We start from the raw sequence: 14,438 nt of genomic DNA on the forward strand, positions 1-14,438 counted from the left end.
TCATGACAACCACCCATCTGGCACTGATGCCGGATTTCATGGATCCGATCAACCTGCTGAGCTACTTCGGCACCTGGGCACTGATCGGACTGCTGGTGGTGGTGTTCGTCGAATCGGGCGTGCTGTTCCCGATCCTGCCCGGTGATTCGCTGTTGTTCGTGGCCGGCATGCTGGCCGCCGGCATCTCGACCGCCTCGGCGGAAGGCAATGTCGCCAACGTCAACTTCCAGCTCTGGCAGCTGCTGCTGTTCATCCCGATCGCCGCCGTCCTGGGAGCACAGGTCGGGTATTGGATCGGGCGCAATGTCGGCACCGCGATGTTCAAGCCCAACGCCCGGTTCCTCAAGCAGAAGTACCTCGACGAGGCCCATCTGTTCTTCGAGCAGCGCGGCCCGTTCGCGATCGTCATCGCCCGGTTCGTGCCGATCGTGCGCACCCTGGCACCGATCACCGCAGGCGCGGCCAAGATGAACTACGCGGTGTTCACGCTGTACAACGCCGTCGGCGCCATCGTCTGGGGTTGCGGTCTGACCCTGCTGGGCTTCTGGCTGGGCCGGTTCGAGATCATCCAGAAACTGCTGGAGCCGATCGTGATCGGCATCGTGATCGTCTCGGTGCTGCCGATCGCCATCGAGTGGTACAAGCGGCGCAAGGAAGCCAAGAAGGCGGGCGAAGGTCCGCTCGCCGAGCAGTCCTAACTCTCCAGCGCGCGGATCAGGCTGGCCGAGTCGTACGGCCCGATGTGCCGTTTGCCGTTGACGAAGAACGTCGGCGTGGAGTTCAGGTCCATCAGTTCGGCGTCGTCGACGTCGTCCTGCACCCGGTGCAGCACCTTCGCCGACTCCAGGTCCTCGTCGAACTTGCGGATGTCGCAACCGACTCCGTCGGCGTACCGGTAGATGTGCTCCCACTCCAGGTGGTCCTGCATCTCGAACATCCGCGAGCCCATCTCGAAGAACCGGCCCTGCAGGGCGGCCGCCTCGCTGGCCCGGGCGGCGTCCGCCGAATGCGGGTGCACCCGTTCCAGCGGCAGGTGCCGCCAGACGTATCGCAGCCGGTCCCCGAAGTACGCCCGCACCTCGTCGATGGAGCCGGTGGCCCGGCTGCAGAACGGGCACTCGAAGTCGGCGTATTCGACCAGCGTCAGCGGGGCGTCCGGGTTGCCGGCGATGTGGTCGCGCTCGGGGTCGACGTCGCGGATGAGTCTGGCCCCCACGGCAACCGGTGGGCTCAACCGGTCGGTCACGGTGAACAGCAGCCAGCCCAGCGCGAAGGCCACCACCGAGGCCACCAGTACGCCGACGCGGGCCAGCTCCTGCTTGACCGGGTCGGTGATGGCGATGTCGACGATGAACAGCGAGATGGTGAAACCGATGCCGGACAGCGCGGCGCCACCGGCGACGCGGCGCAGGGTCAGGCCTGGGGCCAACGCGCCCAGACCGGTCCCCCGCACGATCGCGGTGGCGGCGGTGATGCCGACGAATTTGCCCACCACCAGACCCGCGATCACACCCCAGGTCAGCGGGGACGACACCGCCATCTCGATGGTCTCCATGTCGAACCGGACACCGGCGTTGGCGAGCGCGAACAGCGGCAGCACCAGGAACGAGACGTAGGGCCCGAACCCGGTCTGCAGGCGCTCGTTGATCGAGATCGAATCGCGCAGGCTGCGCGCGGCCGCGCGGGCGTACTCGGAGTTCGGTGACTGGCGGAAGGCGCTCACCACCTCCGCGGCTTCCTCCACCCGATCACGCTCCGGGGTGAACACCGGAATCAGCAGGGCCACCGCAACTCCGGCGAGGGTGGGATGCACGCCGCCGGTGAGCAACGCCAACCACAGGCCGAAGCCGAGGACGAAGTAGGCCGGTCCGCGGCCAGCGGGCAGTAGTCGCACCGCCGCGATCGCCGCGATCAGGCCCGCCGAGATCACCAGCGGCCAGATACGGACCTGCTCGGAGTAGAACAAGGCGATGGCCAGCAGCGCGCCGACATCGTCGACGACGGCCAACGTCAGCAGGAAAGTGCGCAGCCGCGCCGGGTGTTTGGGACCGATGATGGCCAGGGCGCCGATCAGGAAGGCGGTGTCGGTGGAGATCACCACGCCCCAGGCCCGGGCGTCGTCGCCGCTGGGGTTGAACAGCAGGAACACACAGGCGGGCACGATCAGCCCGGCCAGCGCGGCCAGCACCGGCACCGCCGCACGGGAGCGGTCGGTGAGCTCACCGATGGTGAATTGGCTCTTGACCTCCAGCCCGACCACGAAGAAAAAGAACGTCATCAACGCGTCGTTGACCAGATGTTTGACGGTCATCTCGGCGTGGGCACTGCCGAACAAGATGCCGATCTCGGTGTTCCAGAAGTCCGTATAACTCTGCGCCCAAGGCGAATTGGCCCAGAGAATAGCCAGCACGGTGAAGCCGAGCAGCAGCGCGGCGGCGATGTTCTCGCCGCTGCGCGCGGCGGTCGGGATGCGGCGGATCACTCGGCTGCGGGCTCGGTGGCGTCGGTGTCGGAATCGGAGTCCAAGCTGTGTGCGGCCTCCATCAGCATCCAGCCCGACAGCTGTACCGACAGGTCACGCTCGGCCACCGTGGACGCGTTGACCGCACCCTCCACGAACTGCGCGTCACCGGTGACCGATTGCGGCACTTCGGCATTGCGGTCCCAGAACGCCCCGAACAACGGCAACCCGTCCACCGTCTGGCGGTGGTCCCAAGCCGACTGCGCCGAGGCAAGAACCATCTCGCGCGCGGCGGCGCGGGCCGCATCGTCCTCGGCGGTGTCGCCCGGCAGGTCGGTGGCCACGAAGGCCAGGTAGCGGGCCAGGATCGCGTTGAAGAGGCCGCCGTCACCGCCGCCGGCGCCGCGGATCACCCCGGAGGTGGTCATGTGCTCGCGCACCGCGGCGACCAGGCGGTGCACCCGGGCGGCATGGTCGGAGTCCTCGGTGCGCCGGGCGAGTTCGACCTCCAGCCCCAGCACCACACCCTGGCAGTAGGTGTACTGGGCGCGGACCAGCGAACCGGCCTTGATGCCGTCGAACACCAGCCGGGTTTCGGGGTCGATCAGCGTCTCGTCGATCCAGTCGGCCATCTGCTGGGCGCGGCGCAGCCGGTCATGGCGGGCCAGGAAGATGGCGGCCGGCCCGTTGGCGGGGGCGTTGAAGAACTGATCCTGTTTACGCCACGGAATGCCGCCGCCGTCCTCGGGCACCCAGGAGTTCAGGAACTGGTCGGCCAGCTTGTCCAGCGCCTTGGGCCGCCCCACCCCGCACAGCCGGCCGGAACGCTCCAGCGCCAGCGCCAGCCAGGCCATGTCGTCGTAGTAGTCGTTGGTCCAGCGCCCGTTGTTGCGGATCCGGTGCCCCCGGATCTGACGGTTGATGCGGGTCAGCCGCTCCGGCTGCGGGTCGCGCCGCTGCGCATCGACCAGGCAGTCCAGCAGATGCGCCTGCCACCAGTAATGCCAGGTGCCGAACAGGGTCTGCTTGCGGGCCGCCGGCCAGGCGACCACGCCGAGCTGGGTGCCGGGCAGCCCCCATAATCGCCGGAGGTGGCGCTTGACGATGGCCGCTTCGGAACTGGCCGCACGATTTGCCCACACCTGCACCATGGCTTAGATACTGCCCTAGTCGGGCCCTACCATGCCTGGGATATGTCTGCGTGCGCGCGGATCCAGGCGTGCATCGCGATGCCGGCGGCCACGCCCGCGTTGATGCTGCGGGTCGATCCGAACTGTGCGATGGACACCGTCAGCTGCGCACCCGCGGATGCGTCCGGGGTGATCCCGGGACCTTCCTGCCCGAAGATGAACAGGCAGCGCTGCGGGAGCACCGCGGTTTCCAGCGGCAGCGACCCGGGCACATTGTCGACGGCGACGACGGTCAGGCCCTCGTCGGCGGCGAACTGCAGCAGTTCGGCGGTGCTGTCGTGGTGGCGCAGCCGCTGGTAGCGGTCGGTCACCATGGCGCCGCGGCGATTCCACCGGCGACGGCCGACAATGTGCACGGTGTCCACGGCGAAGGCGTTCGCGGTGCGCACCACGGTGCCGATGTTGGCGTCGCTGCCGAAGTTCTCGATCGCGATGTGCAACGGGTGGCGACGCTTGTCGATGTCGGCGATGATCGCCTCGCGCGTCCAATAACGGTAGGCGTCAACGACATTGCGGGCGTCCCCGTCGCGCAGCAGGTCCGGGTCGTAGCGTTGGTCGTCCGGCGGAGTCCCCGGCCAGGGCCCGACTCCGGGAGTCTCGCCCCACTCGGTCGGACCCGGTTTGGCGTCGTCAGTCACCGGTGGTCCACAGCGCCGCACGGGTGCCGACCACCGACACCGACGGGTAGAGCAGGGCGGCGTTGATCTCACCCTGGGTGCACATCGACGCCCTGACGGACACCGCGTCCCGGGCCGCGTCCGGCAGCACCAGCAAGGAGGACCCGTACACCGAGCAGGCGTAGGAGAGGCCGGCCCCGGGCAGGGTGGGTGCGGTCAGCACCATGAGCGGTCCGCCCCGGGCCACCGCGTCGTCCTCGTACCGTTGCGCCAGCCCGTCGATCGACAACCCCAGCAGCATGTACCCGTTGCCGGTGAACGCCTGCGGGTCCCCCAGCGCGGTCGGCGCGATCTGCGAACCGTCGGCCCGGAAGGCGTCCACACTCGTCGAGCGCAGCGCCAGGCCGGTATCGGCGGGATTGGTGGGCGCCAGGCCCACCGGGAAGGCGGCCGCGTAAGCGACGGTCGTCTGTGGGATCCGGTCCTGCGGCGAATACAGGTACACCCCGCGCACCTGGCTCTGGTCCCGCAGCGGTCCCAAACATGCTGTCCCGCTGAGGCGTTGCGGATCGGAGGCGGTGATCGGTTGCAGGTTCAGGTCGGTGGCCGAGGCACATCCGCCGACGGCGTTCGCCTCGATCGGGTGGGCCAGCGCGCCGTAGAGACCGAAACGCAGACTCTCCGGGGCGGCGTGCTCGCCGCCCTCGTCGGCCACCGCGGCGTCGACGTCGATGAGCACCCGGTCACCTTCGAAACGCAGATTAGACACCGAGACGTTCCAGCCCAGGATCGACAGGGAATCACCGATCGCCGCCTGCTGGGTGCCCCACGGGCCGCGGTGGTCGTCACCGGCCGAGCAGCCGGCCAGCAGCGTCACGACCGCAAGTACGGACGCCACCTTGCGCGCCAACCGCATTCAGGTTCGCCCTCTGCCGCGACCCACTCGTTTGGTCAAGACGCGCAAAAGTTTCCGTGGCACCAGGCGGCTGCCGGCGGTCAGTGCCTTGTACTGCAGCCCGGGCACGATGACGACCTCGCCCTTGGCCGCGTCGGCCAGGCAGTCGCGCACCACGTCGTCGACCTGTAGCCAGAACCAGGACGGGGTGCCGGCCATGTCGATGCCCGCACGCTGATGGAACTCGGTGCGCACGAAACCCGGGCACAGCGCGTGCACCCCGACACCGGTGCCGGTCAGGCCATTGGACAGCCCCTCCGAAAAGGCGATCACCCAAGCCTTGGACGCCGAGTAAGTGGATCCGCGCCCCGGCATCAGACCGGCGACGCTGGCGACGTTGATGACGGTGCCCGAGCCGGCCGCCAGCATCGACGGCAGCGCGGCGTGGGTGAGTTCCATGACTGCGGTGACGTTGACGTCCAGCTGGGATTGCAGCAGCGCGTAGTCGGCGGTCCAGAACTCCCCCGAGGTACCGAAACCGGCGTTGTTCACCAGGGTGTGCACCCCGGACCGCAGTCGCTCGGCCACCTTCTCACGGTCGGCAGCCACGGCCAGATCGGCGGGCAGCACCTCGACGGTCACGCCGGCCACGTCGCGCAGTTCGGCGGCGAGTTGGTTCAGCCGCGTCTCGTCACGGGCCACCAGGACCAGGTTGTATCCGTCAGCGGCGAAGCGCCGGGCGAATCCCTCACCCAGACCGGCGGTGGGCCCGGTGATCAGCGCCGACCGTGTTTCCCGGGTCACCGCTGGTAGTGCGGCGCCTGCCGGGTGCCGTTGTGCACCGGCGGGCGCTGCTGCATGTAGCGGCCCACATCCGCACGTCCGGGCGGCTGGTCGCCGCGTCCGGCGGGAAGTTCAGCGGGGCGCGGCAGCAAAGGCCGGCTCGGGGACCCGCTGCGACGGGCCAGCGCGGGCTGCCCGGTGCGGGCGCTGTGTCCCGGCTGCGGCACCGGAGGCAGCACGCGAAGCAGATCGTTGAACTGGCGCACGGTGCGCAGACCCTCGTCCCACTGGGCGCGGGTGCTGGTGATCGGCATGGCCACCAGCGTCCAGTTCTGCTCGTTCCACATGATCTCGGCGCAGTCCGGTGCGGTGTGGGCGAACGTCACCATCCGGCGGTCACAGGCCCGGCGGGCCGCATCCAGGTTGGTGGAGTAGACCATCCGCGGGCCGATCGCGCCGAGCAGCCAGATGTCGCTCTCGCGCGGCTCCTTGATGTCCTTCAGGCGCAGATCCACCACCACATTGGTGCCGACCTTGCGGTGCAGGGCGATCACGGTGGCCACATCATCGAGGTCGAAGATGAAGACGGCCTCGCCGCGAATCTGCCCGAGCACCACGTTGCGCGCGGAGACGCTCTCACCGACGGTCGACATCACACCGCGTTTCCAGCGGTTGAGGATGTCGGCAGATTCGTGTTCGTAGTCGAAACCGTGCGACTTCGCCCACGACTTACGCCGCCGGCCCAAACCGCGCCGACGGTCGATATCCACGTACAACAAGACGGCCGCCCCCACGAAGCAGAGGGCGGACAGCGTGAACCAGAGGGGAACCATTGCCCTCAGCGTACTTGCTCGGGGTGGTTTCGCCCGAACTCGAGAAGGTCACAATCCCCGCCGGAACGCGATTTCGGCGCGCTCACGTGCGCAGAACGTACGTGAGCGCGCCGAAGTCACACAATCAGCCCAGAATCAGGCTGTCTCCGTCCGGGCTGACGTTGACCGGCACTGTGTCACCGTCGTGCACCTGACCTGCCAACAGCATCTTGGCCAGCTGATCGCCGATGGCCTGCTGCACCAGCCGGCGCAGCGGACGGGCGCCGTAGAGCGGATCGAATCCACGCTCGGCAAGCCACTTCTTGGCGGGCAGCGACACCTCGAGGGTGAGCCTGCGCTGGGCCAGCCGCTTCTGCAGCTGATTCAGCTGGATGTCGACGATGTGCACCAGCTCCTCGGGGTTGAGGCCCTCGAAGATCAGCACGTCGTCGAGCCGGTTGATGAACTCCGGCTTGAACGCCGATCGCACCGCGGCCATCACCTGCTCCTCGGTGCCACCGGCACCCAGGTTGGAGGTCAGGATCAGGATCGTGTTGCGGAAGTCCACCGTGCGGCCCTGGCCGTCGGTCAGCCTGCCCTCGTCGAGCACCTGCAGCAGCACGTCGAACACGTCCGGGTGGGCCTTCTCGATCTCGTCGAACAGCACCACCGTGTACGGGCGGCGACGCACCGCCTCGGTGAGCTGACCACCCTGGTCGTACCCGATGTAGCCCGGAGGCGCACCGACCAGGCGGGCCACCGAGTGCTTCTCGCCGTACTCGCTCATGTCGATCCGGACCATGGCGCGATCGTCGTCGAACAGGAACTCCGCCAGCGCCTTGGCCAGCTCGGTCTTACCGACGCCGGTCGGGCCGAGGAACATGAACGACCCGGTCGGGCGGTTCGGGTCGGCGACACCGGCCCGCGCGCGGCGCACCGCGTCGGACACCGCGGCGATGGGCTTACGCTGCCCGACGACGCGCTTGCCCAGCTCGTCCTCCATGCGCAGCAGCTTGGCGGTCTCCCCTTCCAGCATGCGGCCGGACGGGATCCCGGTCCACGCCTCCACCACCTCGGCGATGTCGTCGGGGCCGACCTCCTCCTTGAGCATCACGTTCTCGCGAGCCTCGGCAACCGGCAGGGCGGCGTCGAGCTTCTTCTCGACCTCCGGGATACGGCCGTAGCGCAGCTCGGCGGCCTTGGCCAGGTCGCCGTCGCGCTCGGCCCGGTCCGCCTCACCCCGCAGGGTGTCGAGCTGTTCCTTCAGCTCGCGGACGATGTCGATGGCGCCCTTCTCGTTCTGCCACCTGGTGGTCAGCTCGGACAACTGCTCCTTCTTGTCGGCGAGTTCGGCGCGCAGCTTCTCCAGCCGGTCCTTGGAGGCGTCGTCCTCCTCCTTTTCCAGCGCCATCTCCTCGATCTCGAGGCGCCGGACCAGCCGCTCGACCTCGTCGATCTCGACGGGGCGCGAGTCGATCTCCATGCGCAGCCGGGACGCGGCCTCATCGACCAGGTCGATGGCCTTGTCCGGCAGGAACCGCGCCGTGATGTACCGATCCGAGAGGGTGGCCGCGGCGACCAGCGCGGAGTCGGTGATGCGCACACCGTGGTGCACCTCGTAGCGGTCCTTGAGACCGCGCAGGATGCCGACGGTGTCCTCCACCGTGGGTTCCCCGACCAGCACCTGCTGGAAGCGGCGCTCCAGGGCGGCGTCCTTCTCGATGTACTTGCGGTATTCGTCGAGCGTGGTCGCGCCGACCAGACGCAGTTCGCCGCGGGCCAGCATCGGCTTGATCATGTTGCCGGCGTCCATCGCCGATTCGCCGGTGGCACCGGCGCCCACGATGGTGTGCAACTCGTCGATGAAGGTGATGACCTGCCCGGCCGAGTTCTTGATGTCGTCGAGCACGGCCTTCAGCCGCTCCTCGAACTCACCGCGATACTTGGCACCGGCCACCATCGACCCGAGGTCCAGGCTGATGACGGTCTTGTCCCGCAGGCTTTCGGGCACATCGCCGGCCACGATGCGCTGGGCCAGGCCCTCCACGATCGCCGTCTTACCGACGCCGGGCTCACCGATGAGCACCGGGTTGTTCTTGGTGCGGCGGCTCAGCACCTGCACGACGCGACGGATCTCGTTGTCGCGCCCGATGACCGGGTCGAGCTTGCCCTCGCGGGCGCGCGCGGTCAGGTCGGTGGAGTACTTCTCCAGCGCCTGGTAGGTGCCCTCCGGATCGGCGCTGGTGACCCTAGCACTGCCGCGGACCTTGGTGAACGCGTCCCGCAGCGCCTCCGGGGAGGCACCGGCACCGGTCAGCAGCTTGGCGGTGTCGTGACTGCCGCTGGCCAGGCCGACCATCAGATGCTCGGTGGAGACGTATTCGTCGTCCATCTCGGTGGCCAGGTGCTGCGCCGTGGTGATCGCGGTGATCGCGTCGGGGCTGAGCTGGGGCTGCGAGCTGGAGCCGGATGCGCTGGGCAGCCGACTGATGAGGCGTTCAGCCTCGGCACGGATGGTTGCGGGCTCGACTCCGACCGCCTCCAACAGGGGCGCGGCAATGCCGTCGTTCTGCGTGAGCAGCGCCATCAATAAATGGGCGGGCGTGATCTGCGGATTGCCGGCGGAGGTGGCCGCCTGCAGGGCAGAGGTCAGTGCCGCCTGAGTCTTTGTGGTCGGGTTGAACGAGTCCACGACACCTACCTTTCTAGGCTGTTGCAGCTGGTGAAAATGCTTCTCGTGTTGTCCAACGCAGTCAAGGTTGAGTCTGTTCCGCTCAACTCTGAAAATTTTTCCACAATTCCGCCGACCCGCCGCACCCGTCGAGGTCAGCGCACGTTCGGCCGGGCGGGGTTAACGTCTGAACATGTCCGACTCCGGCTTCGGTGACTTCGAGTTCGAACGCAAGTTCTTCGTCCGCGAACTGCCCGCCGTCGCAGCATCCGATCCCAGCCCCGCGCTGATCGTGCAGGCCTATCTGTTCGCGGCCGACGGCTATGCGGTCCGCATCCGGCTGCAGGGACCCGCTCCCGACGGCCTCGACGGCAGTCCCGCCGATCTGGTGCAGCGCCTCGGGGAGGACACGATCGGCACCATGACCGCCAAGGGCCCGGCGGCCGGCGGCACCCGCTACGAAGCCGAGCGTGACCTCGATCCGATGGTCGCCGGCCAGATCGTCGGGCGGGCCGAACACGTCGTCGCCAAGGTCCGGTACTCCGCCTGGCTGGGTGAGGACGGCTGGGTCCTCGATCGGTTCCTGGGCGGCAACGCCCCGCTGGTGCTCGCCGAGGTCGAGCGCGGCAGCCCGGTCGTCGATCTGACCATCCCCGGGTTCTGCGCCACCGAAGTGTCCGAGGACGACCGGTTCCGCAACGAGTATCTGGCGCACAACCCGTTCGGCGACTGGGCCGGCGCATACGGCCGAGAACTGGAGCTACTCGGATCGAATTTCGTTAATACGCTGGGGCGCAACGACTTCGAGGGAACCACTCCCCCGCGTCACAACTGAGCCCTCATTGGCCGACGTGGGCCCGGTAGGCAGTCAGGTCGAACCGCGGGGAATCGTCGGCCACCAACGCGTCCACCTTGCGCTGCAGGTAGTCGTAGCCACTCCCGACGAGCGCGAGTGGAGTCCCCAGCACCCACTGCGGGCGGATGGACGCGGCGACGGGCCGGGGCGGCATGCCGTACGTCTCTCGCATTTCCCGCGTCGCGGTCCGCGCGATGCCGCCCAGCGTGCCTCCCGAGTGATTCTCTCCGGTGTCCACGTGGTGCACCGCCCCGCGGAAGGGCAGCGGGGCAAGCCGATAGCCATGCCGATTCGCCCACTGCCGGACCCTCATGTGAGACCCGAGAATCGTGGCCAGCAGGTCGCCGAAGATGTCGAAGACCGCTCCCTGCCCGATCCCGACCGATACGTCGTCGGGGACGCCGTAGGCGGCGAACGGCAGGATGTAGGACGTGCCGCACTGGAGATGGAACGCACGCAGGCTGCGGTAGACGTTTCGTTTGCCGGAATAGCGCCATCCGCGCGCGATGTACCAGCCGGGCTCACCCGCGTGCTCGCGGGTGAACGCCACGAGATCGCGGTGCACGAAATCGTCGGCGTCGGTGATCATCACGTAGTCGGGGGCGTACTCACGGGCGGCTATCAGGCCGATCCCGAGCTTCGTACCCTTGTCCCACACCACAGCCTGGTATGACGCGTGCGTTCCGGCCGGCGCCGGCGGCGGGAAATCGACGACGACGGAGACGACCCGATCCGGCACCGAAAAGGACAGCGGAACGTTGCTGACAACCACGACGACGTAGTCGTTCGACGTCTGCAGTGCAATCGAGTTCAGCGTGTCCTTGAGAAGCCGCTCGTTTCTTGCATAGTCACGCGCATTGTCCGGATGACGTAGCGACGTGATGAACGCCAGCATGCGGAACCCCCGTCCCTCGCCGACCCCCGAGTCGGCGTATCGAATCGGACACTACAAGAGGTCACGGAGTGCCGCGACCGGAATGTGATCGTTGAAAGCGGAACCAAGCGAACGGAATTCCGGTCAGGAGTCGCCATCGGCACCCGTCACGCCGAAGACCGATGCCCGGCAAGGCCTTCGACCGATCCACCGGACGGCGCACCGGGACCGGATGGTAGCTGCGCGCGCCGCTGAGCCGCGTCGCATAGTTTCGGCGACACTGTTTCGGTGCGCTTCAATCCGCCGCCGAACTGGCCACCGGTGCCGCCGGGCTGGACGCCGCCTCCCGGCTGGCGCCCGGATCCGTCCTGGCCGGCACCGCCGCCCGGCTGGCCGCTGTGGATTCCCGGCCGCGCGTCCGGTCGACGCACCGCGCTGATCGTCGGCGCGGCGACCGCCGTGCTGTTCCTCGCCGCCGGTGCCGCCGTCACCGTTGCGCTGACACGCGACGGGTCCGCGCCCGGTCCGGCGGCGCGCCCGCCGTCCACGACGGCCGCGCCGGCCCCTTCCGATGAGGACCAGATCATCACCGTCGTCGAGCAGTTCCAGCAGGCCTGGAATGGCTACGAGTACGACAACCTGCGCACTCTCATGTGTGCCGAGATGCGGGCCGAGGAGCAGTTCTCCCGGGCCGGCTTCGCCGAGATGCGCGACGAGGCGGGCACGTTGAACCTGACCGTCACCTCGGTCGAGGTCACCGGTACAACCGCCGATACAGTCATCGAGCACAACGGTGCAGACCCGGACGATATTGCGTTCTCGTATGAGAACGGCGGATGGAAGTGGTGCGAGTCTTGACAACAAGCAGCTGGGGTTCCGTTCTCGCCGAACTCATCCCGCTGGGGATGGTGATCGCCCTGTCACCGTTGTCGATCATCCCCGCGGTGCTGGCCCTGCACACCGATCGACCGCGCCCGACCGGGTTCGCATTCCTGGCCGGCTGGCTGATCGGCCTGGCCGCCCTGACGTCCATCTTCGTGGCCGCCTCCGGGCTGGTGGGCTCCCTGGACAAGCCGCCCGGCTGGGCGTCCTGGCTGCGCATCGTGGTGGGTCTGGCGCTGATCGTGTTCGGCGGCTACAAGTGGGTGACCCGGCAGCGGTCCGAACACTCCCCGGCGTGGATGCGCAAGCTCAGCGGCCTCACCCCGGGCCGGGCACTGGCGACCGCCGCTGTGCTGGCCGTGGTGAACCCGAAGGTGTTGTTCATCTGTATCGCAGCCGGTTTGGCGATCGGGTCCTCCGGCATCGGTCTGGTCCACGCCTGGCTCGCGATGCTGTATTTCGTCGGAATCGCCGCCAGCACGGTGATTCTGCCGATCCTGGCCTACGCCGTCACCGGTGAGCGGTTGGCCGCGCCGCTGACCCGACTCAAGGAGTGGATGGAACGTCAGCACGGCGTGCTGGTCGCCGCGATCCTGCTCGTGATCGGCGTGATGGTGCTGTACAAGGGAATTCACGGCCTCTAGACCGCCGGTGTAGCGTTCCTCCGGGGGACCGACACCGATTCGACGACGGAGTTCCCCATGGCTCGGCGGTTACGCCACCTGTTTCGACAGCCCGACCATTTCGATTGGTTCAGCGCGTATCTGGACGAGCGCGGACTGCAGACGCGGTGGCGCCTCCTGACCGTCGCCTTCACGCTGACCCTCGCGGCGATACCCATCATGATGCTGGGCAGCCCCACCGGCCCGGATCATCGGACAACGATGGTGGTTTCGTGTGTGGCATCGCTCGTCGCGGCGGTCAGTGCACTCGCGTGGTTGACCAACTGGCCGACTCGGCAACAATCGACGCTCTTCTGCCTGGCGGCCATCGGATGCATCGGCGCAACCTGCCTGTCGCAGTCCAGTGCCTACGGGGCCCTGATGGGATGCACCGCCTTCGCCGTCATCGGCGGGTTCGTCGCCTTCTTCCACAACCTCGCCCTGGTATGCCTCAGCCTCGCCGTCGCGATGGCGTGTGCGGTGACGTCCGCTGTGCGGCTCATCGTCTCCACCGGCGACATCCCACTCGCTCTCTCCGCATTCCTGATCGTGCTGGGCCTCAACATCGGTGTGCCCTTCGGCATCCACTCGCTGGCCCACACGCTGCGCAGCGACCTGCGCAGTTCAGGACACGACTCGCTGACCGGGGTGCTGACCCGGCGCGCGTTCTACCAGTCGGCTTATGCGCTGCTGATGCGGGGTCAGGGCACCTACCTGATCGTCATCCTCATCGACCTCGACGATTTCAAGCGGCTCAACGACACAATGAGTCATCAGGCCGGCGACCGAGCCCTCATCGAGGTCGGGGCGGTATTGCGCGGCGCCTGCCCGGAGACCGCGGTGATCGGCCGCGTCGGCGGGGAGGAGTTCGTCGTCGCCGTCACCGCGGACGTCGCCGATCCGGATGTCCTGTCCGACCGGTTGTGTCGAGCCATCGCGCTGACCCCGACGCAGGTCACCGCCAGCATCGGCACCGCGTACGCGCCGCTGAGTCACGCCACGACCAGCGGCCATTTCGATTTGATCGACGGCCTGATCCACCAGGCTGACGTGGCGATGTACGGCGCCAAGCGTGCCGGCGGTAACCGGGTCCACCATTCCGGTCAGGGACACCCGCGGGTCAGACCGGCGGCAGACCGAGCTCCTCGGCATCGGCCGTGAGGTAACGCTGCACGGTCGGTGCGATCATCCGCACCACCTCGTCGGTGCTCACCTCCGCGAGCGGCCCGACCCGCATGATGTAGCGCAGGAACACGGCACCGATCAGATTGCTGGCCGCCAACACGGCGCGCAACTGGGTGTCCGCCCCCCCGCCCAGCGCTCCGGACACCGCGGTCAGCACGTACTCCCGCATGAACTCCCGGAACGCCTGGTTGGCGTGGGCGTTCGAGGTCGCCGATGACACCATGGCGACCATGCTGGCGCCGGTGTCCGGGTTGTCCCAGATGTCCAGATAGGCCCGCACCAGTCGGGTGCCGAGGCCGGCCTCGTCGCCGTCGGTGATCGCCTCGACCAGGCGTTGCGGATCGACGATCAACTGCATCGCCGCCCGGAACAGGCCCTCCTTCGAGCCGAACAGGTACAGCACCATCGATGGATCGACCTGGGCGTCCCGGGCGACGGCCCGCAGCGTCGTCTTCTCATAGCCGGAGGCGGCGAAGTGTTGTTTGGCAGCGGCGAGCACCGCGTCCCGGGACACCGGCTCGCCCTGCCTCCTCCCCCGACGGGGACCTTT

14 protein-coding genes are annotated in these 14,438 nt (G+C 68.0%); 5 read left to right on the forward strand and 9 right to left on the reverse strand.

Annotated features, from left to right (window positions below; genetic code table 11):
- The first annotated feature begins 2 nt into the window (after positions 1 to 2).
- Positions 3 to 698 carry a DedA family protein gene (locus V4U86_RS25145; protein ID WP_395308566.1) on the forward strand — a complete coding sequence of 232 codons (696 nt, stop codon included), beginning with the start codon at positions 3 to 5 and terminating at the stop codon, positions 696 to 698.
- On the opposite strand, the gene nhaA is transcribed toward V4U86_RS25145, so the two are convergent.
- The 7 genes from nhaA to clpB all read right to left on the reverse strand — a co-directional run bounded on the left by nhaA (position 695) and on the right by clpB (position 9,450).
- Positions 695 to 2,482 (reverse strand): Na+/H+ antiporter NhaA, encoded by a 1,788-nt coding sequence (nhaA, locus tag V4U86_RS25150; RefSeq protein WP_395308567.1) that lies wholly within the window; start codon positions 2,480 to 2,482, stop codon positions 695 to 697. The two genes, V4U86_RS25145 and nhaA, sit on opposite strands and share 4 nt — an antisense overlap.
- On the reverse strand, positions 2,479 to 3,612 hold the full coding sequence (locus tag V4U86_RS25155; RefSeq protein WP_395308568.1) for a glycoside hydrolase family 76 protein: 1,134 nt from the start codon (positions 3,610 to 3,612) through the stop codon (positions 2,479 to 2,481). Before V4U86_RS25155 ends, nhaA begins: the two co-directional genes overlap by 4 nt.
- Before the next feature lie 26 nt (positions 3,613 to 3,638).
- Entirely contained in the window at positions 3,639 to 4,289 is a 651-nt protein-coding gene (locus V4U86_RS25160) for a TrmH family RNA methyltransferase (protein WP_395308569.1), read from the reverse strand.
- The gene (locus V4U86_RS25165; protein ID WP_395308570.1) at positions 4,282 to 5,184 is read right to left on the reverse strand and encodes a hypothetical protein; all 903 of its coding nucleotides are present in this window, start codon (positions 5,182 to 5,184) and stop codon (positions 4,282 to 4,284) included. Before V4U86_RS25165 ends, V4U86_RS25160 begins: the two co-directional genes overlap by 8 nt.
- A complete protein-coding gene (locus tag V4U86_RS25170; protein ID WP_395308571.1) occupies positions 5,185 to 5,967 on the reverse strand; it encodes an SDR family NAD(P)-dependent oxidoreductase in 783 nt (260 codons plus the stop codon).
- Positions 5,964 to 6,779: a trehalose monomycolate transport factor TtfA gene (gene ttfA / locus V4U86_RS25175; RefSeq protein ID WP_395308572.1), complete on the reverse strand. Its 816-nt coding sequence runs from the start codon at positions 6,777 to 6,779 to the stop codon at positions 5,964 to 5,966. Before ttfA ends, V4U86_RS25170 begins: the two co-directional genes overlap by 4 nt.
- Positions 6,780 to 6,903: 124 nt before the next feature.
- Positions 6,904 to 9,450, reverse strand: coding sequence for an ATP-dependent chaperone ClpB (gene clpB, locus V4U86_RS25180; protein ID WP_395308573.1), 2,547 nt, complete (start codon positions 9,448 to 9,450; stop codon positions 6,904 to 6,906).
- Positions 9,451 to 9,622: 172 nt separating this feature from the next.
- Here clpB and V4U86_RS25185 point away from each other — a divergent pair, with 172 nt between their 5' ends.
- A complete protein-coding gene (locus tag V4U86_RS25185) occupies positions 9,623 to 10,264 on the forward strand; it encodes a hypothetical protein (RefSeq protein ID WP_395308574.1) in 642 nt (213 codons plus the stop codon).
- 4 nt (positions 10,265 to 10,268) lie between these two features.
- Here V4U86_RS25185 and V4U86_RS25190 read toward each other — a convergent pair whose 3' ends face one another.
- Positions 10,269 to 11,180, reverse strand: a complete 912-nt coding sequence (locus V4U86_RS25190; RefSeq protein ID WP_395308575.1) for a glycosyltransferase family 2 protein — start codon at positions 11,178 to 11,180, stop codon at positions 10,269 to 10,271.
- A gap of 267 nt (positions 11,181 to 11,447) precedes the next feature.
- On the opposite strand from V4U86_RS25190, the gene V4U86_RS25195 reads away from it, so the two are divergent.
- From V4U86_RS25195 to V4U86_RS25205, 3 genes are read left to right on the forward strand one after another with little or no spacing between them, the layout of a single operon-like run.
- On the forward strand, positions 11,448 to 12,017 hold the full coding sequence (locus tag V4U86_RS25195; RefSeq protein WP_395308576.1) for a hypothetical protein: 570 nt from the start codon (positions 11,448 to 11,450) through the stop codon (positions 12,015 to 12,017).
- Positions 12,014 to 12,685, forward strand: coding sequence for a GAP family protein (locus V4U86_RS25200; RefSeq protein WP_395308577.1), 672 nt, complete (start codon positions 12,014 to 12,016; stop codon positions 12,683 to 12,685). The genes V4U86_RS25195 and V4U86_RS25200 overlap by 4 nt, the downstream gene beginning before the upstream one ends.
- A 57-nt stretch (positions 12,686 to 12,742) precedes the next feature.
- The gene (locus V4U86_RS25205) at positions 12,743 to 13,864 is read left to right on the forward strand and encodes a GGDEF domain-containing protein (RefSeq protein ID WP_395308578.1); all 1,122 of its coding nucleotides are present in this window, start codon (positions 12,743 to 12,745) and stop codon (positions 13,862 to 13,864) included.
- Here the strand turns inward: V4U86_RS25205 and V4U86_RS25210 are convergent.
- Entirely contained in the window at positions 13,824 to 14,402 is a 579-nt protein-coding gene (locus tag V4U86_RS25210) for a TetR family transcriptional regulator (RefSeq protein WP_395308579.1), read from the reverse strand. The two genes, V4U86_RS25205 and V4U86_RS25210, sit on opposite strands and share 41 nt — an antisense overlap.
- Positions 14,403 to 14,438: the final 36 nt, after the last annotated feature.

The organism is Mycobacterium sp. AMU20-3851, from assembly GCF_043974665.1.
Lineage (GTDB): Bacteria > Actinomycetota > Actinomycetes > Mycobacteriales > Mycobacteriaceae > Mycobacterium.

Bases quoted from the DNA above. Each gene is read 5' to 3' on its own strand.
- V4U86_RS25145 (WP_395308566.1), top strand. From the start codon at position 3: ATGACAACCACCCATCTGGCACTGATGCCGGATTTCATGGATCCGATC.
- V4U86_RS25155 (WP_395308568.1), bottom strand. From the start codon at position 3,612: ATGGTGCAGGTGTGGGCAAATCGTGCGGCCAGTTCCGAAGCGGCCATC.
- V4U86_RS25165 (WP_395308570.1), bottom strand. From the start codon at position 5,184: ATGCGGTTGGCGCGCAAGGTGGCGTCCGTACTTGCGGTCGTGACGCTG.
- ttfA (WP_395308572.1), bottom strand. From the start codon at position 6,779: ATGGTTCCCCTCTGGTTCACGCTGTCCGCCCTCTGCTTCGTGGGGGCG.
- V4U86_RS25185 (WP_395308574.1), top strand. From the start codon at position 9,623: ATGTCCGACTCCGGCTTCGGTGACTTCGAGTTCGAACGCAAGTTCTTC.
- V4U86_RS25190 (WP_395308575.1), bottom strand. From the start codon at position 11,180: ATGCTGGCGTTCATCACGTCGCTACGTCATCCGGACAATGCGCGTGAC.
- V4U86_RS25205 (WP_395308578.1), top strand. From the start codon at position 12,743: ATGGCTCGGCGGTTACGCCACCTGTTTCGACAGCCCGACCATTTCGAT.